Genomic DNA, 18,492 nt, shown 5'->3' with positions numbered 1-18,492 from the left:
TTCATCCTAAAAAAATCAAAAACCGAATGCTCTTTTGGCAGGCTATTTGTTAGTTTGAAGACTATTAAGAACCATCCATGCATAAAAAAATAATTTTTGCCGGCCTTATCTGTTTCGTTTTGTCAACCCTAAATACGGAGGCGCAACGTCTTAGTTCAAGAATACTCGACAGTATTACCCAACAACCCATCCCTTACGTTACTGTTCAGCTAAAAAACAAAGGAGTTATTACGAACGAAGAAGGACAATTCACCTTTCAATTGGATGAATCGATACAGGCTACCGATTCGCTTCTTATTTCAAGCATGGGCTATGAATCTTTAGGCAAGCCGATAAGTGAATTCACCGAAAAGATAATCTACCTAAGCCCAAAGGCCATTGAACTCAGAGAAGTGGTGGTATCGAACAAGAATTATACGGCCGATGAAATTATGGAGTTTGTAGAAGATAATCTGGAAAAAAACTACTCCAACAGCCTTACAAAAAAAAGAGTATTTCATAGACAATCTAGCTTTGACCGCTGGATCAAAAGCGATTTTACGGTCAAAAAATCCACCATTGACGTTTTGGACCAACGCCTATTGGACAGTGTCATCGCCTCAGTTCCCAAATACGACCACTACTATTCCGAAATATTGGGAGATTTATACAAAGGGAGCCAGACCGACTCTACAAAATTGGACTTGCTAAAAGCGTCCAAGCTTTATGATAAAAGCACCGAGCTAGATGCGGAAAAACTAGAAGAGCAATTTAACGACATCCTTAGGAAAAATGTAAAGGACGGTTCCTATTTTAAAATAAAGTCGGGCCTGTTAAGCTTTAAGATAGACGCCGACGAAGTGAGCGAGCTTTTTGAAGAAGAAATCGACTCTACCGATACGGCTGCCTTGAACAAAGAGCTGGAAGAAAAAAAGAAAGACAAGGAAGAGGAGAAAAAGAATTATGTACGATGGAAAAGAAATAGCTTGGCCCGGATTTTTAAGGGCTTGCCCACAGCAGAGGATACCGATCTTAATTTCATATCCAAATCCCGGAAATATAAATACTACCTTAAAGAATTTACATTTTTGGGCGATGATGCCGTTTACGTCATCGACTTTAAATCCAAAGGTTCGGCGGACTACGAGGGTACCTTATACATCAATGCGGATGATTTTGCGGTTTTACAGGTAAACTATGAAAACACAAAACCGCTCCGTAAGTTTAGTCTGTTAGGGGTATCGTTAAACAACTATTTGGCAAAAGGCAAGATCATATACGGCAAAGGCGCCAACGGGTTTTACGGCCTGCGGTACTATGAATCCGAATCTGCGAACCGGGTGGGCATCAAACGTTCGTTGAAAATTATTGAAAAGAATAAAATCGTTAAGGGAAGAAACAAACAAAATGAGCTTTCCGGCCGAATGGATTTTGCCTTTAACAACAGGGTAAAAAACGAAGTGGTCGTTTTTGAGACCGAAGACATAAGTGAGGCTGCCTTTGCGGCCTTTAAAGAGAACAACACGGTCCTACCCACATACATGGCCAATTACGACCCTGAATTTTGGAACGGTTATGCCATTTTGGAACCCAATACCGCGATCAAACAGTTTGCTTCTACAGGAGACAAAGGGGAGTAATACCAATTTAAGTTTTGAATGTCGTATTGAAAATTTGAATTATTTTTTTCTCAGTTTAGGAATGAAATCTAAGCATAGCATTAGCTATGGTTCTATTTTATGACGACAAATGAGTAAAAAAGAAACTTGTTTTATGCGACATCTGGAACTTAAATTGGTATAAAATACTTAACGATAAATTATTGCGAACCAGCTTTCCAAGCGCTGCTTGGTTTTTAACCCAAATTATGTATTGGAACTTCGTTATGAAGCCTTGAGACACAATGAATACTGGGGTTGCATCGATTTTAACATAGCATCGCTATGGTTACATCGTAAAAAAGTAGCGCAGCGGTAGTATTGGAAGTAGCTCGGGGCCGTAATAGTTTTTCTAATCCATATTTTAGGTTTAAAGGTTTTAGGCTAGTTCATAAGTGTGCCCCGGCGAGCCATACGCCACCTTCGATTTTTGGTGAAACGTTGGCTTATTTTCGTTTCTTGTTCTCTATTTTTCCAACTGCTTTTTCAAAATCGTCTTCTCCGATTGTTTTTTGACTACGCTCTTTAAATTTCCTGTATTCACGTTCTGCATTTTCTTTTCCTAGTTCCTGCGAAACACTTCCAGCATTATTTAGTATTTCTCGGTCATTTAACGCTAAGAACCCATTTAGTTTTTCAATCCAATTATTCATATACATCGGCACTCTTCGTTGTGCTTGTCCTTGTGCAAAAATCAAATACTGCTCAACCAAGTTGTTTAACGCTGTAAGTTCTTCTTCATTTAAATAGTTTTTTGCAATTGAGACATCTGTTTTTCTGATATTCTCACCTCTCCAATTGGTCAATCCCATATTTTCTTTTGAACTATTAGCTCTTTGGTTAATTAGCTCCGCAGCTGTTTGTCCGGTTATAGCCCAGTGTAATTTATTCTGAACTGTTTTAAAGAAACTAATACTTATTTCTAAAGTTGGATCATAGTCAACACTTGTTGCATAAATATCTGTTATTTTACGGTAAAATCGTTTTTCAGAAGTACGAATATCCTGTATTCGCTTTTCTAGTTCCTCAAAATAATCGAATGGTAGGTCAGGATTTTTCAAGCGTTCATCATCTAAAACAAATCCTTTTACAATGTATTCCCGTAATTGATTAGTTGCCCACTGTCTAAATTTAGTTGCCACGTGAGATTTTATGCGGTAACCAACAGAAATAATGGCATCAAGATTATAAAATACTTGCTTTCTTTTGACATCTCTATTTCCTTCTTTTTGAACTATTAAGAAATCCTTAATAGTTCGGTTTTCTTCCAATTCACCTTCTTCAAATATGTTTTTTAGATGCATATTAATATTAGGAATGGAAGTCTGAAACAATTGCGCCATCAATTTTTGATTAAGCCAGACGGTCTCATCTTGAAAACGAACATCTAATTTTGTTTCCCCGTTCTCAGATTGATAAATTACTATTTGGGATTTGTTTTCTTCCATGATTTCATCTTGTTGGTCTTTAATGTGAATTTTAAAATTAAAACTCTTTCAAACGAAGTACAATACCTTTCAGAAAGAATAACTCTTTCCCATGTTTTGCGCAAGCCAAGTCTAACTATTTCCTTTATCTATTAGACCCTTTTTAATTCGGTTCATTTTAAACCAAGTTTAATTCGAAAGTATTCCAGTAAAAGTTCATTGAATCCTAACGGGATTATCCACTGTATTGTAAAAAGTAGTACTGACAAAAAGAGTTGACTTTGTGATTGGCTTTTCCTAATCAATACGTATCTCTCCAACAACAAACACCCTAAAAATAATTCTGTACAAAAGAGTACAGCAACAAGGCCCATCCTGCTACCAAGAAAAGTCCGCCCAAGGGCGTTACGGGACCTAAAAACTTCCATTTTTTCCCCTTTGCACTGCTAATACAAAGTCCGTAAATACTAAACGAGAACAGAAACGTTCCCAAGATAAAACAGTACACCATGTACTTTTCCAGAGCCGTGTCCAGGTTCATGTTGAAGCTGAGCATCAGCAATACCAAGGCATGGTACATTTGATATTTTACACCGGTCTCAAAACTGGACAATTGCTCCACAGTCATTATTTTCTTAAGGGCATGTGCACCAAAAGCGCCAAATATAATTGCGGTCGTTCCAAAAAGTGAGCCTATAAATTGTGCTATTAAAACCATGTTGCTTTTTTTCAAAGATACATCATAGACCCAAAAGGTTGCTAGAGACCAACCTTCTATTATTGGATATGCCCCACTACCCCATTCAACCTAATCGAAGGGAATCGATATTTCCATATCCTCTTTAATTTCAAAAGCACATTCCTTAAATTTTGGAGGACCAAAGGTTTTCATTTTTGCCTTGGAGAAAGCAACAGGCTCCTTTGGGATACCCAACATATTCGTATCCAATTTCCCGTTCCCATTTTTATCATGAAAAACGGCTACGGCATAGGTTCCATCGGGGATATCATTCACAACAAGGGTAGTAACCCCTTTCACGGCTTTTGCGGAAACTGCTTTGAACACTTTGTCAAACTTTAAAAACGAATGTTGATCGGTATACAATGCGGCACTCACTTCTCCTTTTGTTGATTCTACCCCTGTAATTTCCATACGCAAGGTATGCTGGGCGAAACTTGCACCAGTGGTCAACATAGCAATAATCATAAATACGTAGTTTAGGTTCATTCTATACATTTATAAGCCATTGGAGCAATTAGCATACCAGAAACAATACGATAATCTTGCTATTTGGATTGAAACAAAAAAACAGTTTCAATTGGGCGCTTCCATTCCATTGCCACCTTTAAGGGCAAGTTTATTGTACAAATCCAAAGTTTGAACGGAATCCGTTAAGTTCAGGTACAGTTTTACCGAATCCCGGTAGACCAGTTTTATCTTTTGCTGGGAAATATTATCAACAAAAACATATACCTTTTTATCTGTAAGCGAATCTTTAAATTCCCTAAAAATACCTTTTTCCTTTTCCAATGCAGAAAATCCGTTCAACCGTTCCATAGGCGGTAATCGCGCTACAAAAACGACACTGTCCAGCTCCTGGTACTTTACGGATTGATTATAAAACCCGGACTTTACCCTTATAAGATCCGATTCTAAACTCACCCAGTTCTTGTAGTGCATTGCTAAGGCCCACGTGCAAACGATGACGGTTAACACCAAAAGAAAATTCCAGATCCAATGTCTTTTTTTGTTATTCATTACATCATTCTTTATTGACCCATGCTATATTAGATATTACCAGCGGTTGGCACTAATTTCTTCTTCAGTATCCCGTCACGTATTTTAAATAACTTGTTTCGTTACAAAATAGTACACGGACCGACTTAGATTTTGATTAATTTTAATCGATTCCATGACATGACATCTTCCCTTGGTTCACAAAGCAAGGTTTTCAGCTATTCGTCCTCTGTAACTTCTAAAAATAAGTTGGACGCAATTTGGTCGGATATCTGAATTTCCTTTTGGTCGATTTTTATTTTCATGGAACCATCGAACTCCTCACGTTCCAAGACAAGTATGTTATTGCCAAGTGCAATTCCTTTTTTTTCTAAAAACTTTAAAAAGGCAGCAGAAGCATCGTTTATACCAACACAGATACCCTTTGTGCCGGGGGTAAGTCCATTCAATAACTTTTTGACCGTTTTCTTAAACTTTCCGTCTTTATGTGGAATGGATGCCCCAAAAAAACCTACCCGAGGATTCCCTAGATAGGCATCCAATTTTGCTATTAACCGTTCGCTTTTAATGTGCTTCAGTTGCTCGGCCAAATTGGCAATTTCCTCTTCTGGAACTTCTAATTTCTCTCCAAGAAAAACCTCCCATAAGTACTGTTTTCTAATAACGGACAAGGCGGATAGGGTACCGGACTCCGTCAAGGAAACACCCTTATACTTTTTATAGGCAATCAGGTTTTTATCGGATAACTTTTTAATCATATCCGTTACGGATGATGGTTTGGTTTCCATACGGGCCGCTATTGCGTTAGTGGTCACGGTAGCCTTGCCGTCCTTTCCCAAATGATAAATAGCTTTAATATAGTCTTCCTCCGCAGGAGTCATAATGAAGTTGATTTTTAGGCTAAAATACAAGCTTATCGCGAAAGTTGCACCGTATTGTACAACAGAACGAACATGGGTAAAGGATAAGCCGTAAATTAAAGTAAAACCACGGATTAATTCCTATTTTTGATAGATGGCTATAGTACACTACGATTATATTATTGTTGGCGCCGGTGCAGCAGGTCTCATGCTACTAAACAGCATGATGGATGATGATTTTTTTGCTGACAAGTCTATTTTGGTTTTGGACAAAGATGTAAAACAGACCAATGACCGCACTTGGTGCTTTTGGGAAAAAGGAGAAGGAGTATTTGATGCTATCGTACATAAAAAATGGCAGCACATCTATTTTGCGGGAAAAAAAATGGCCAAACGATATACCATCGCTCCATATTCCTATAAGATGATTCGTGGCATCGATTTCTATAACTTGGTGCTAAACCGGATCAACGAACATGACCATATTACCTTTCTACAAGCAGAAATTACGAATGCCATGGATAACGGTAATCTTGTTACCGTAAGCACAAAGGAAACTACGTATACCGCAAATAAGGTGTTCAACAGCCTGTTTCGTTATGACATGGCCACCCATCAAACAAAATATCCCGTTCTACAACAGCACTTTGTAGGGTGGTTCGTAAAAACGACCAAACCTATTTTTGACAGCGACCAGGCTACCTACATGGATTTCTCCATAGCACAAAAAGGGAATACCCGCTTTATGTACGTATTGCCTACGGCAGCGAACGAAGCCCTGATAGAGTACACCCTATTTTCCGAACATTTATTACCAAAAGAGGATTATGAAACAGCCATCAAAGACTACCTTAAAGATGATTTACACTGTTCCGATTACCAAATTACAGAAACCGAGATGGGCAGCATACCTATGACCGTGTATGACTTTCAAGAGCACCATTCCAAAAACATGCGTTATATAGGCACAGCCGGCGGATGGGCCAAACCAAGTACCGGGTACACCTTTAAAAGTACGACCAAAAAAATACCCAAACTCGTAGCGCATATCAAAACCGGAAAACCTTTGGACGCGCTCGGTTATACAAACAAATTCTGGTATTACGACCTCTTGTTTTTAGATGTTTTGTATAAAGACAACGCCAGAGGATATCATGTTTTTGAAACCTTGTTCAAGAACAGAACACCGCAACAGATATTTAAATTTCTGGACGAGGAGACCAGTTTTGCCGAAGATATCGGAAACATGTTGGGAAGCCCTATAATTCCATTTACAAAAGCTTTGCTTCGCAGGCTTTTCTAAACTTTTCTACGCATCAAATTCTCTCCAAAGAGTTGTAGTAGGTCCTTTTTTTCTTCTGTAAGCTGTAAACCCTCTAGCACTGCGAACGCCTTATTGGTAAAGGCTTCGATCTCTCGCTGCGTCAAGGCTGCCGAACCGGTTTCCACGAACAAATTTTTAATGGTCGTGATCTTGTCCGCAGGGTCCTTGGGCTGTATGGAAAATAAATGGGAGAGCTCCTTTTGTTGTAGCTGAGATCCATTTTCCAGGGCTTTTAAGTATAAAAAGGTTTTCTTGTTCTCTATAATATCGCCTCCTACTTGTTTTCCAAAACTTTCAGGGTCGCCAAAGGCATCCAAATAATCGTCTTGAAGTTGAAATGCAATACCCAGGTTGCGCCCAAACTCATAAATACTGTTTTGGTCTTCCAAGGATGCACCCGCTACAATACCGCCCATCTTTAAAGCCGCGGCCACTAAAACTGCCGTTTTGTATTCTATCATTTTAAGGTACTCGGTTTCGGATACGTCGTCGCGCGTTTCAAAATCAACATCGTACTGCTGACCTTCGCATACTTCTAATGCCGTTTTACTGAATAATTTAGCCAGATTTCGAAAGGTCTCTCCTTCGTAATTTTCGAACAGTTGATAGGCATTGATCAACATGGCATCGCCGGAGAGTATACCGGTATTTATATCCCATTTTTCATGTACCGTGGCTTTTCCCCTTCGTAAAGGAGCGGCATCCATAATATCATCGTGCACCAAGGAAAAATTATGAAAAACTTCTATTGCCAAGGCGGCATCCATGGCCTTTTCATAGTCGGTGCCGAATACCTCGGCAGCCATTAGCACCAAAACCGGACGTAACCGTTTACCCCCTAATTCTAAGATATAGGTTATTGGGGCATACAAATTCTTTGGTTCCTTGGTAATGGTCCTTGACTCTAAATAAGAAATAAACTCGTTGCGATAATGTTCTATGGAATGCATAGCGTGTTTTTTTTCAAAAATACAGCCATTGTAACAAATAGCAGGCATAACCGTCAAGCATATACCTAAAAAAGTTAGTTTATTGCAATAGATCTTAAGATCATCGTCTTTACTAATGAAGACAAACCAACACGCGTTAAAAGTGCCCGAGCAACAAAAAAGTAAGCTAAGCCATTTTTTTAAGGACGAATATCAGTCCTTAAAGGGATACGTACGCTCAAAAATTGAGCATACATCGGAAAGCGATGCCGAAGATATTATCCAAGACGTTGCCCTAAGGATTTTCTCAAGACCTCCGGAATCCCTGCCCATATCAAATATTGGTGGTTTTGTGTACCGTGCGATACGGAACAAAGTTATCGATACGATGCGAACTAAAAAAGAACGGATAAGTGATGAAGATGAATTGGAACAGCTATGGACAGAATTTGTGTCTGTATTCTATGAATCGAATTCGTACAGCTATACCCCACAACTAATGGAAAAATTAAAGTTCGCAATCATCTCCTTAAAACCCGCCTATAGGGATATCATACTTGCGGTGGATTTTGAGGGCTACTCGTACAGGGAAATATCGGAGGAGACCGGTATTTCTCCCGGAACACTAATGTCCAGAAGACATAGGGCCATCGCTATCCTATCAAAACAAATCGAAATAAATAAAGAACTATAAAATGTACAATCATGGATTACAAGCAGAACATTGAAAAGCAAGTCGAAAGCAAAACCGCAGAATTCATAGGTAAAGGGGTTAAAATATTCTTTTTTATATTATTGGGGATAGGGATCGCTTTTTTGGTCGGGTATGTTGTTATGCGCTTATGGAATTGGCTAATGCCCGAACTTTTTAATTTACCACTGATAAGCTATTGGCAAGCCATTGGGGTACTTGCTTTAGCTAAAATCATCTTTGGATTCGGAGGTGGTGATGGCCCCCGTAGAAACAAAAAGTCTAGAAAGCCATCAAGACGGGTTAGCTGCAACCCGTTACGAAAAGAGTTTTCCGATTGGCAACACTACGATGAGTTTTGGAAAGAAGAAGGAGCGCAAGCATACACCAACTATTTGGAAAGACGCAATAAAAACTTGAACAAAGAATAAGTAGGGCAAAAACATCCATACCCAATTTATGAGCTTTACTTTTTATAATGAGATATTATGTTATGTATAAAAGGGTAATTAGAAAAACTGACGGATGTCATAGGAAGTCCAAAACCTAATGCTTTGTTAAAAAGAGAAAAACTATGGAAACTTATACTGTTTTTAAAGTTTCCGTTCGTATATTTGTCGCCCATTATGAAAGAAAAAATTCTTAAAAAGGCAACCGATATGTTCTTAAACTTTGGCTTTAAGAGCGTTACAATGGACGATATTGCCAACGAAATGGGTATTTCAAAGAAAACCATCTATTCTCATTTTAAAAACAAAACACATTTGGTAGAAGAAAGTACGGCAAACTTATTCTGTACCATTTCCGAAGGAATAGCACATATTTGCTCTTTAGGTCAGAATCCGATAGCGGAGCTTTATGAGATTAAGAAGTTTGCGATGCTGCACCTAAAGGATGAAAAATCCTCGCCACAGTACCAGTTGCAAAAATACTATCCAAAGATTCATGAATCCATGCGTTTTAAACAGTTTGACCTAATGCAGGAGTGCGTACTGGAGAACGTAAAAAAAGGAGTGGAGTTAGGTATTTACAGAGCAAACCTTGACATAGACTTTGTATCCAGAATATATTTTACCGGCGTAGTAAGCATAAAGGACCATAAGATATTTCCGGTAGACAAATTTCCCATGACCGACCTAATGGACACTTACCTGGAATATCATCTAAGAGGCATCGTTACGCCTACTGGAAGAAAAATATTAAATAAGATCATCAACTCAAACCAAGAATAAATGCAATCACTAAGAATACTGGTAATGGCACTACTTATAGGCAGTTGGTCTTTTGGCCAAGAACAGACCTATACCTTTACTTTAGAGGAAGCCATAGCCTTTGCCCTTGAAAACAATTACAGTGCAGTTAACGCGGACCGTGATGTACTGGATGCAAAAAAACAAAAATGGGAAACCATAGCGGCGGGACTTCCGCAAATAAACGGTGCAATAGGATATCAAAATCAATTGATACAACCTGTTTCCCAAATACCGGCAGAGTTTTTTGGTGGGGAACCCGGTACGTTTCAAACGGTGGTATTTGGTCAACCGCAATCGGCAGTAGCCTCGGCAACATTGACTCAACAGATTTTTGACGGGTCGTACATCGTTGGCGTACAGGCCACCAAGGCGTTTATGAGCTTTAGTGCCAACAATAAGGAAAAAACCCAGTTAGAGGTTAGAAAGGCCGTAACCGAGGCCTATGGCAATGTGCTATTGGCCTTGGAAAGTGTTCAGATATTAGAAAAAAATATTGAAAACCTTGAAAAAAATCTTTTTGAGACTACCAAAATTTTTGAAAACGGTCTTGGAGACGAAGAGAGTGTAGAGCAGTTGCAGATAACCTTATCCTCCGTCCAAAATCAACTAAAAAACGGAATACGATTACAAGAAATCACCCTACAAATGTTAAATCTGGTTATGGGTATCGCTATTGATGCTCCTACCCAACTAACTGAAAATTTGGATATCCTTACACAAAAACAAATCGATTTCGAATTATTGGAGAGCGACTTTGAACTAGAAAACAATGTCGATTACAAACTGGCCAACAACCTTAACGAGCAACGTTATTTTGAGTTAAAACTGGCCAAAAGCAGGGCGTTGCCCACACTAAACGCTTTTGTAAATTACGGTGCCAACTCCTTTGCGCAAAACTTCGATTTTTTGAACAGGGGGCAAAATTGGTTTGAACAATCTATCGTAGGGGTAGACCTTAGCATCCCTATATTTAGTTCGGGAAAAAGAAGTGCAACTACGGCTAGAGCTAAAATTGCCCTGGAAAAAGCCGAAACCCAGTTAACAGAAGCAGAGGAGCAAATAAGGCTTCAACTACAAAGTTCAAAAAGTGAATATATCCTTGCTATTGAAGAATACGAAACCGCTAAAAACAATCTAAACCTAGCGGAACGAATAGAGAACAAAAATCAGATTAAATATGCCGAAGGCCTTGCCAGTAGTTTTGAACTACGGCAGGCACAAACCCAGCTTTACGATGCCCAACAAGGATACCTGCAAAGTATGGTAGAAGTAATTAACAAGAAAACAATATTGCAAACGATACTAAATAACGAACTATAATATGGCAACCTTAAAACTAATAACATTGAAAAATACGAGTTACATATTCATCCTTCTCTTGCTACTATCTAGTTGCGGAGACCAAACCGCACCATCGGTAAGCGATTTGGTCGCCTCGGGAGACCTAGAAGCCCTAAGAGCGAGAAAAACGGAGATAAGCGAAAAGCAACGGGAATTTGAAAAAAACATAAAATTATTGGATTCGGCTATTGCTACAAAATCCGGTGAGGAGCGCTTGCCTTTGGTCACTACCATAACGGTAGAAGCCAAAAAATTCGAACATTTCCTGGAATTACAGGGCGATGTAGCCACCAAACAAAATGTCCTTATTTATCCGGAAATGCCAGGAACCCTTCAACGGGTTTACGTAAAAGAGGGACAGCAGGTAAGCAAAGGACAGATTTTAGCCACAATCGACGATGGCGGCATGAGCAGTCAGGTTTCCCAACTAAAGACACAAGCAGCACTGGCAAAAACGACCTATGAACGCCAGAAAAGATTATGGGAACAGCAAATTGGGTCGGAAATACAATTTCTGCAGGCCAAGTCTAATTACGAAGCAACTGAAAACGCAGTAAAACAAGCAGAAAGCCAACTAGGAAAATCGGTTATAAGAGCTCCTTTTTCGGGTATTATAGACGATGTGATCAAAGATCAAGGTACCGTGGTAAGTCCGGGTCCGGGGTCAGAGGTGTTCAGGATCGTTAATCTATCCGATATGTACATAAGCGTAGATGTCCCGGAAAGTCATTTAAAGGGAATACAAAAAGGTAAGGCGGCCGTTGTTTATTTTCCAGTACTAGGGGATACCATTATATCGGAAGTGCGCCAAACCGGTAATTTTATCAATCCGGGCAATAGGGCGTTTTCCGTTGAGATTCCCGTACCCAATAAAAAAGGGAATATAAAGCCTAACCTTACGGCCAGAGTACGTCTTAACGACTATACCAGTGAGAATGCCATCATCATTCCACAAAGTATCATTTCAGAAAACGCCGATGGAGAGCAGTATGTGTATGTTGCCACCGCAATTGAAGGGGAAAACAAAGCCGTGGTCAAAAGAAATATCATCGTCACCGGAAAAACACAAGGCAGTATGGTAGAGATTTTATCGGGTGTATCGGATGGAGACAAATTGGTGAAAGAAGGCGCTAGAAGTGTTAAGGACGGACAGAATGTGCAGGTTCTCAACGGTAAGTAGACGGTAGACGAAAGACGAAAAAAAATAAAAAATACGGGCTAACCTATGTTTTATGTTGGAAACTCCAAAAAGGGTTGGCATGAAAATAAATGTTAGCAACGAAAATGATGATTTGCAAGTCAAATCAATGTGATAAAAGAAAATTATGGATTAAAAGTTCGAGGAAATACGAACTACAAACTAAAGACTACTAATGAGCAAACAGAAGAAGAACGCAGATAAAGAATTTGGATTATCCTCTTGGTCCATAGACAACCCATCGGTTATCTATGTGATGATCGCTATTTTTCTTTGGATAGGATACCAAGGCTACCAAGCAATGCCACGTGAGGATTTTCCGGAAATCGTAGAGACCAAAGTGTACATTAGTACTCCATACCCCGGAAATACCGCAGAAGACGTAGAGCGCCTACTGACAGACCCTTTGGAAGAGCGTTTAAAAAACGTAAGCAATGTGGTCGAAATCACTTCTACCTCCCAAGAAGACTACTCCATTATCACTGTTGAGTTCGACGAGGAAATCTCGGTAGAATCTGCAAAACTAAAAGTGAAGGATGAAGTGGACGGCGAAAAAGCAAGCGAGGATTGGCCCACCTTTAACAACGCCAAGGTAGAACCCAATATTTTCGACCTTAACCTTTCCGAATCTTTTCCCATTATCAACGTAAACTTTACAGGAGATTATCCTGTGGAGAAACTGAAAGAGTTCGCTGAATACATGCAGGACGAAATCGAAGATTTACCACAGATCAAGGAAGTTAGTATTCGCGGAGCACAGGAAAAAGAAGTAGAAGTTGCGGTAGACGTGTACAAAATGATGGCGGCCAAGGTTAGCTTTCAAGATGTATTGGGCGCTATAAGCAATGGAAACATGACCATGTCCGCCGGCAATATAGAATCCGGGGGACAGCGGCGTACCATACGCGTCCTAGGTGAAATAGAAGATCCCAAACAATTGAACGACTTTGTGGTTAAATCGGAACAAGGCGCCATCTACCTTAAAGATATTGCGAAGGTCACTTTTAGCGAAGAAGAAAAAACGACGTATGCACGCGAATTTGGCAGAAATGTTGTCATGCTGGATATTAAAAAACGCTCTGGCAAGAACATGATCGAAGCTGCCAATAACGTACGGGAACTCGTAAAAGAGGCACAGGAAAATTACTATCCGGCCGATTTGAACATAACCATTGCCAATGACTCTTCCGGACGTACCTTAAACCAGGTAGACGATTTGGTCAACAACATCATCTTTGGTATTCTCCTCGTAGTTACCGTACTCATGTTCTTTTTAGGCTTTAGAAATGCCCTTTTCGTAGGGTTTGCGATACCCATGTCCATGTTCATGTCCTTTATGATACTGAACTTATTGGGCTATACCCTGAACACGATGATCTTGTTCGGGATGATCATGGGACTGGGCATGCTGGTAGACAACGGTATTGTGGTGGTAGAGAACGTGTACCGCCTTATGAGCGAGGGCATGTCCCGTACGGAAGCTGCAAAAAAAGGTATCGGGGAAATTGCCTTTCCTATCATTATATCGACCATTACTACGGTAGCTGCCTTTGTGCCGCTTGGCCTTTGGCCGGGAATCTTTGGGCAGTTTATGAAGTATTTCCCCATTACCCTTTCTGTCGTATTGGGATCATCGCTCTTTGTGGCCATTTTCATGAACTCCATGTTGGTATCCCAATTTATGGAAATCGGCGAAAAGGAACTTACCAAAAAACAGTTGATACGTTTAAGTATCATCTTGGGCGGTTTTGGTACCGTTATCCTTATTCTTGGTGGCCCCTTACGTGGTTTGGGCAGTGTAATGATACTAACCGCACTATTGTTTTGGGTATATAAATACGCTATTAAAAGAATGGCCATAAGCTTTCAGAATAACGCCATGGTACGTTTTGAAAACTGGTATGAGAGACGCTTAAAACATGCGCTTAGAGGCAGCAATGTCTATTGGTACTTTGGAATCACCTTTACCATGCTGATCGTTGTTTTCATGCTATTTGGCGCTTCTTTGGGCAGTGGCAGGACCAAAGTAGAATTTTTTCCGGACAACAAACCCAATGAAATATATGCCTATATAGAATACCCGCAAGGAACGTCCATTGAAAAGACCAACACCTTGACAAAGGCTATAGAACAACGGGTATACGAAGTTGCCAACCAAGACAAATACACCAACGGGGAACACAACTTTCTTGTGGAGTCTGCGGTATCCCAAGTTGGGGAAGGTGCCGGTAACCCTATGACAGATGGAGGATCTTCGGCAGAGATGCCTCACCGTGGTAAAGTCACCCTTTCTATGCGCGAATACAAGTTTAGAAACGGATTGGACACCGAAGTGCTTAGGGGTGAAATCCAAGAGGCCCTCACAGGTATATATCCCGGTGTTGCCATATCCATTGAAAAAGAAGCCGCCGGACCGCCAGCCGGATATCCCATAAATATTGAACTGGAAGGAAAGGATTATACCGAACTGATCAATACGGCAGAGGATATTAGAAATTTTATCAATACGAAAAATATTGCAGGCATCGAAGAACTAAAGATTGATGTTAATAAAGGTAAACCGTCTATGCAGGTGGTGGTCGATAGAGAAAAAGCTGGAGAGCTTGGTATTTCGGTCGCTCAGGTAGGCCAGCAATTGCGTAGATCTGTATTTGGCGAAAAAGCGGGCGTTTACAAAATAGACGGCGAAGATTATGATATCAATATCCGTTTTAACGAGGACATGCGCTATGATAAAAGTGCGCTGTTCAATCAAAATATCATTTTCAGAGATCCGGCCAACGGTCAAATAAAGGAAATTCCCATTTCTGCCGTAGCCTCTCAGCAAAATTCGTCCGGATTTAGTGCCATTAAGCACAAAGATGCCAAAAGAGTGGTTACGGTATACTCGCAATTAAAGCCTGGGTTTAGCGATGCAGGTGCCATTGTTGCAGAAATACAGAAGGAAATGGAAAATTTCAGGCAGCTTCCACCAGACATAAAACTAGATTTTACCGGACAGATAGAGGAACAAAATAAACAAATGCAGTTTTTGGTAGGTGCATTTTTCTCTGGATTAGGACTAATTTTCTTGATTTTAATTTTTCAGTTTGGCGGAATTTCCAAGCCTTTGATCATTATGATCGCCATCTTCCTAAGTTTTATAGGAGTATTTGGCGGATTAATGATCACCGGATGGTCCTTTGTGATCATGATGACCATGATGGGTATTATTTCCTTGGCAGGTATCGTAGTGAACAATGGCGTGGTACTCTTGGATTATACCCAGATTTTAATAGACCGTAAAAAAGTGGAACTGGACCTGGATGATAAAGCCTTGGTCTCTATGGAACAGGTTACGGAAATTATTACCAGAGGAGGTAAAGCGAGACTGCGCCCTGTTATTCTTACGGCGATTACCACAGTTTTAGGACTAATTCCCTTAGCTATAGGGCTCAATATAGATTTTTTCTCTTTATTCACCGAGTTTGACCCAAAAATCTATGTTGGTGGAGACAATGTTATTTTCTGGGGACCCTTGGCTTGGACAGTAATTTTTGGCCTGATAGTGGCCACCTTCTTGACCCTAATCATTGTACCGGTCCTTTTCAATATCACCTACAGGATCAAAACGGCATTAAGAAGCGGTAGAAAGAAAACGGAAGCACTGGAAGAATCCTTGGAAACTGCGGCTTAATTTACTGGAATCTAAAAGGTTTCACAAAGACCTTTCTAACCGGGCAATCAATAAATACCGGACAGAAAGGTCTTCCTGTTTTTACTTAAAAATAATCTGCATTATAAGCAAAGCTCTAAAAAGTTCGCATAGGGTTACCCGGTTTTGATGTTGGTGTTGGTGTTGGTGTTGGTGTTGGTATTTGTAAAAGATTCAATCGCTCAAAAAATATAATCTGAAATTTTATTCTGAAATTGAATGCCTAAGTCTATAGGCTTTCATAAAGTCTTGTATTAAAAGACGGTACTAATAAAAGTAAATTATATAGAACAGTTTTTTACCATTTTCAGTTACCCTTTTTGATACTGACGTTCTAAATTTGTACTTAATCTTAACAAATAGCAACATGAAAAAAACATTTACCTTGTCCAGTAACGATTTAGGCGGAGAAGCTACAAAAGTCCAAGAATTCAATGGATTTGGTTGTTCGGGAGAGAACCAATCTCCACAATTATCATGGCAAAACACACCTGAGGAAACAAAGAGTTTCGCCATTACCATGTACGACCCGGATGCACCAACGGGAAGTGGTTTCTGGCATTGGGTCGTCTTTGACATTCCGGCTAGCGTTAACGAACTGGTAACCAACGCGGGCAATGCAGCACTAAATCTGATTCCGAAAGGAGCTGTTCAAAGCATAACGGATTATGGCATAAAAGGGTTTGGAGGACCCTGCCCGCCAGAAGGACACGGATTTCACCAATACATAATAACAGTCCATGCCTTAAAAACCGAAAAGTTGGGACTGGACGAAAATACAAATCCTGCTATTGTAGGTTTTAACCTTTGGAACCATACCTTGGCAAAGGCCAGTATTGTGGCTTATTACAAACGATAAAAATAGGTGCTATAGCGTTTGCACACATCAACCGGAACACTGTATCATGTTCGTTACACATAGTAAATCCAACGTTTCAGAAAATACTGCTAAGGCATAATATAACAGAGCCGAGGCACTCTGAACCCAAGAGGCCCGTAGTGCTCGACTCTGCTTATTTTTAGTAATGGCGTACCAGGGTACGACCATTTTAAACTAACTCATCTACTCGTTTTCCGATAATGGAATAGGGAGTTGGTTAAATATCTGGTCGCCTTCGCGATCTATGGGCAAGGTATTGGACAGGCCATAGCGTCTTAGGTCAAAGAAACGATGGTTCTCCGCCCATAGGGAATACCTTCTTTGGTTTAGCATTTCCGTGGTCAAGGCATCGGCTGTTACGGGGCCACTATAGGCAGGTAACGCAGCAGAAGTACGTATGACATTAAGTGCCGTCTCTGCCTCCCCTAAGTCATCTGTTAAAATATTTGCTTCGGCGTATACCAATATCAACTCTTCGTTTCTAATAATATCTATCGTAGATACGTTGGTGGCGTACAAAGCCGTCTCATGCGTACCATTAAGGTCATCCTGGCTACTTGGGTCTGGCCGTACCGCAGATTTGGCGGCTACCCTGGCATCACCGGCTTCTGCTTCTGTAATCCAGCTATTATGAACAATAATCTGATCTCCGTTATTTGGCAACTCCGGCGTAGACGCTACCCTGAACAAAGGATTGGCCTGATCGCCGGCACCTAATCCGAAAATATGCTTAGGTCCCACCGTTAAGTCTCCCGTCAAATCAAAGTAAGAAGCGTTCAATGCTGCCAATGAACCTGCCCCGTCTCCATCATATAACGCAGCTACGGCAGCGACAGCGCGGTTAAACTGTGCAAAAGTACCTGGTGTGTCAAATCCTTCAAAACCACTGCTAAGGGAAAATGCAAAGGTGGCGCCAGCGTTTCCTAAATCTGTATTCGCTTCATCCAACAATGCCCTTATGGCATCCATGGCCGGATCAAAGTCTACAATTGGCCCTAAATTATCGGGATCAACCACATCTATCCTCGCTCGTCCGTGCGCCTTTAACAATTGTATTAGGCGATAGGCTTTTATGGTCTTTGCAAAACCTAAATAACCACTTCGTTCGGCATCGTTTACCAATTCGGTGTTGGCAACGGCATCTATCAAAAGATTTACGTTCTTAATATTCCTGTAACTCGCATTCCATAATCCTGTAACATAAAAGCCATTTGGATCTAAAGGAATTCCATTTTTTCCCAATACGTCTCCCGTATTCCTCGGATCCGCATTAAAAACATAAAGTTCACGCGCCATTGATCCCATTTGCGCAGTTGCACCACCCAAACCGTTTCTCAAGGTAGATTCAATGGCCGTAACCAATTCATTTAATTGCCCCTTAGATGCTCCTTCACCAACCCCATCTATACTAGGGCCGTTAGGGTCCACAACAGGCTCTATTGAGCAAGATACAGCCAATACAGCACATAAAAGTGTAAAGGCCGACCGTGTTATTATTTTAATACTATTTCTCATCATCA

General features: G+C 40.4%; 16 protein-coding genes. 9 read left to right on the top strand and 7 right to left on the bottom strand.

Annotated elements, in window-relative coordinates:
- Nucleotides 1–77: 77 nt before the first annotated feature.
- Nucleotides 78–1,619, top strand: coding sequence for a carboxypeptidase-like regulatory domain-containing protein (locus tag ACFQZJ_RS01415; RefSeq protein ID WP_379931773.1), 1,542 nt, complete (start codon nt 78–80; stop codon nt 1,617–1,619).
- Between the two features lie 464 nt (nt 1,620–2,083).
- On the opposite strand, the gene ACFQZJ_RS01410 is transcribed toward ACFQZJ_RS01415, so the two are convergent.
- The 5 genes from ACFQZJ_RS01410 to ACFQZJ_RS01390 all read right to left on the bottom strand — a co-directional run bounded on the left by ACFQZJ_RS01410 (nt 2,084) and on the right by ACFQZJ_RS01390 (nt 5,683).
- A complete protein-coding gene (locus tag ACFQZJ_RS01410) occupies nt 2,084–3,085 on the bottom strand; it encodes a virulence RhuM family protein (RefSeq protein ID WP_379931772.1) in 1,002 nt (333 codons plus the stop codon).
- A 310-nt stretch (nt 3,086–3,395) separates the two neighbouring features.
- Nucleotides 3,396–3,782 (bottom strand): DUF423 domain-containing protein, encoded by a 387-nt coding sequence (locus tag ACFQZJ_RS01405; RefSeq protein ID WP_379931771.1) that lies wholly within the window; start codon nt 3,780–3,782, stop codon nt 3,396–3,398.
- A gap of 90 nt (nt 3,783–3,872) precedes the next feature.
- Nucleotides 3,873–4,292 (bottom strand): DUF2141 domain-containing protein, encoded by a 420-nt coding sequence (locus tag ACFQZJ_RS01400; RefSeq protein ID WP_379931770.1) that lies wholly within the window; start codon nt 4,290–4,292, stop codon nt 3,873–3,875.
- An 87-nt stretch (nt 4,293–4,379) separates the two neighbouring features.
- On the bottom strand, nt 4,380–4,823 hold the full coding sequence (locus tag ACFQZJ_RS01395; RefSeq protein ID WP_379931769.1) for a hypothetical protein: 444 nt from the start codon (nt 4,821–4,823) through the stop codon (nt 4,380–4,382).
- A 197-nt stretch (nt 4,824–5,020) separates the two neighbouring features.
- On the bottom strand, nt 5,021–5,683 hold the full coding sequence (locus ACFQZJ_RS01390) for a metal-dependent transcriptional regulator (RefSeq protein WP_379931768.1): 663 nt from the start codon (nt 5,681–5,683) through the stop codon (nt 5,021–5,023).
- A 133-nt stretch (nt 5,684–5,816) separates the two neighbouring features.
- Here ACFQZJ_RS01390 and ACFQZJ_RS01385 point away from each other — a divergent pair, with 133 nt between their 5' ends.
- Nucleotides 5,817–6,965: a lycopene cyclase family protein gene (locus ACFQZJ_RS01385; protein WP_379931767.1), complete on the top strand. Its 1,149-nt coding sequence runs from the start codon at nt 5,817–5,819 to the stop codon at nt 6,963–6,965.
- On the opposite strand, the gene ACFQZJ_RS01380 is transcribed toward ACFQZJ_RS01385, so the two are convergent.
- Nucleotides 6,962–7,936 (bottom strand): polyprenyl synthetase family protein, encoded by a 975-nt coding sequence (locus tag ACFQZJ_RS01380; protein ID WP_379931766.1) that lies wholly within the window; start codon nt 7,934–7,936, stop codon nt 6,962–6,964. The two genes, ACFQZJ_RS01385 and ACFQZJ_RS01380, sit on opposite strands and share 4 nt — an antisense overlap.
- A gap of 115 nt (nt 7,937–8,051) precedes the next feature.
- On the opposite strand from ACFQZJ_RS01380, the gene ACFQZJ_RS01375 reads away from it, so the two are divergent.
- From ACFQZJ_RS01375 to ACFQZJ_RS01345, 7 genes are all read left to right on the top strand, one after another.
- On the top strand, nt 8,052–8,609 hold the full coding sequence (locus ACFQZJ_RS01375; RefSeq protein WP_379931765.1) for an RNA polymerase sigma factor: 558 nt from the start codon (nt 8,052–8,054) through the stop codon (nt 8,607–8,609).
- 11 nt (nt 8,610–8,620) lie between these two features.
- Entirely contained in the window at nt 8,621–9,037 is a 417-nt protein-coding gene (locus tag ACFQZJ_RS01370; RefSeq protein WP_379931764.1) for a hypothetical protein, read from the top strand.
- A gap of 195 nt (nt 9,038–9,232) precedes the next feature.
- Nucleotides 9,233–9,838, top strand: a complete 606-nt coding sequence (locus ACFQZJ_RS01365; protein ID WP_379931763.1) for a TetR/AcrR family transcriptional regulator — start codon at nt 9,233–9,235, stop codon at nt 9,836–9,838.
- Nucleotides 9,839–11,179 (top strand): TolC family protein, encoded by a 1,341-nt coding sequence (locus tag ACFQZJ_RS01360; RefSeq protein ID WP_379931762.1) that lies wholly within the window; start codon nt 9,839–9,841, stop codon nt 11,177–11,179.
- Between the two features lie 25 nt (nt 11,180–11,204).
- The gene (locus tag ACFQZJ_RS01355) at nt 11,205–12,380 is read left to right on the top strand and encodes an efflux RND transporter periplasmic adaptor subunit (protein ID WP_379931761.1); all 1,176 of its coding nucleotides are present in this window, start codon (nt 11,205–11,207) and stop codon (nt 12,378–12,380) included.
- 193 nt (nt 12,381–12,573) lie between these two features.
- Nucleotides 12,574–16,074 carry an efflux RND transporter permease subunit gene (locus ACFQZJ_RS01350; RefSeq protein WP_379931760.1) on the top strand — a complete coding sequence of 1,167 codons (3,501 nt, stop codon included), beginning with the start codon at nt 12,574–12,576 and terminating at the stop codon, nt 16,072–16,074.
- A 385-nt stretch (nt 16,075–16,459) separates the two neighbouring features.
- Entirely contained in the window at nt 16,460–16,951 is a 492-nt protein-coding gene (locus ACFQZJ_RS01345; protein WP_379931759.1) for a YbhB/YbcL family Raf kinase inhibitor-like protein, read from the top strand.
- Nucleotides 16,952–17,155: 204 nt separating this feature from the next.
- Here ACFQZJ_RS01345 and ACFQZJ_RS01340 read toward each other — a convergent pair whose 3' ends face one another.
- Nucleotides 17,156–18,490, bottom strand: coding sequence for a RagB/SusD family nutrient uptake outer membrane protein (locus ACFQZJ_RS01340; protein ID WP_379931758.1), 1,335 nt, complete (start codon nt 18,488–18,490; stop codon nt 17,156–17,158).
- Between the last annotated feature and the right edge of the window lie 2 nt (nt 18,491–18,492).

Source organism: Maribacter chungangensis, from assembly GCF_042676845.1.
In the GTDB taxonomy this organism is placed as follows: domain Bacteria; phylum Bacteroidota; class Bacteroidia; order Flavobacteriales; family Flavobacteriaceae; genus Maribacter; species Maribacter chungangensis.
Note: the sequence above shows the minus strand (reverse complement) of the source record. Positions and strands in the feature narration are given on the sequence as shown.

Bases quoted from the DNA above. Each gene is read 5' to 3' on its own strand.
- ACFQZJ_RS01350 (WP_379931760.1), top strand. From the start codon at position 12,574: ATGAGCAAACAGAAGAAGAACGCAGATAAAGAATTTGGATTATCCTCT.
- ACFQZJ_RS01365 (WP_379931763.1), top strand. From the start codon at position 9,233: ATGAAAGAAAAAATTCTTAAAAAGGCAACCGATATGTTCTTAAACTTT.
- ACFQZJ_RS01380 (WP_379931766.1), bottom strand. From the start codon at position 7,936: ATGCATTCCATAGAACATTATCGCAACGAGTTTATTTCTTATTTAGAG.
- ACFQZJ_RS01410 (WP_379931772.1), bottom strand. From the start codon at position 3,085: ATGGAAGAAAACAAATCCCAAATAGTAATTTATCAATCTGAGAACGGG.
- ACFQZJ_RS01405 (WP_379931771.1), bottom strand. From the start codon at position 3,782: ATGGTTTTAATAGCACAATTTATAGGCTCACTTTTTGGAACGACCGCA.
- ACFQZJ_RS01395 (WP_379931769.1), bottom strand. From the start codon at position 4,823: ATGAATAACAAAAAAAGACATTGGATCTGGAATTTTCTTTTGGTGTTA.
- ACFQZJ_RS01375 (WP_379931765.1), top strand. From the start codon at position 8,052: ATGAAGACAAACCAACACGCGTTAAAAGTGCCCGAGCAACAAAAAAGT.
- ACFQZJ_RS01345 (WP_379931759.1), top strand. From the start codon at position 16,460: ATGAAAAAAACATTTACCTTGTCCAGTAACGATTTAGGCGGAGAAGCT.
- ACFQZJ_RS01390 (WP_379931768.1), bottom strand. From the start codon at position 5,683: ATGACTCCTGCGGAGGAAGACTATATTAAAGCTATTTATCATTTGGGA.
- ACFQZJ_RS01360 (WP_379931762.1), top strand. From the start codon at position 9,839: ATGCAATCACTAAGAATACTGGTAATGGCACTACTTATAGGCAGTTGG.
- ACFQZJ_RS01340 (WP_379931758.1), bottom strand. From the start codon at position 18,490: ATGATGAGAAATAGTATTAAAATAATAACACGGTCGGCCTTTACACTT.
- ACFQZJ_RS01400 (WP_379931770.1), bottom strand. From the start codon at position 4,292: ATGAACCTAAACTACGTATTTATGATTATTGCTATGTTGACCACTGGT.
- ACFQZJ_RS01370 (WP_379931764.1), top strand. From the start codon at position 8,621: ATGGATTACAAGCAGAACATTGAAAAGCAAGTCGAAAGCAAAACCGCA.
- ACFQZJ_RS01385 (WP_379931767.1), top strand. From the start codon at position 5,817: ATGGCTATAGTACACTACGATTATATTATTGTTGGCGCCGGTGCAGCA.
- ACFQZJ_RS01415 (WP_379931773.1), top strand. From the start codon at position 78: ATGCATAAAAAAATAATTTTTGCCGGCCTTATCTGTTTCGTTTTGTCA.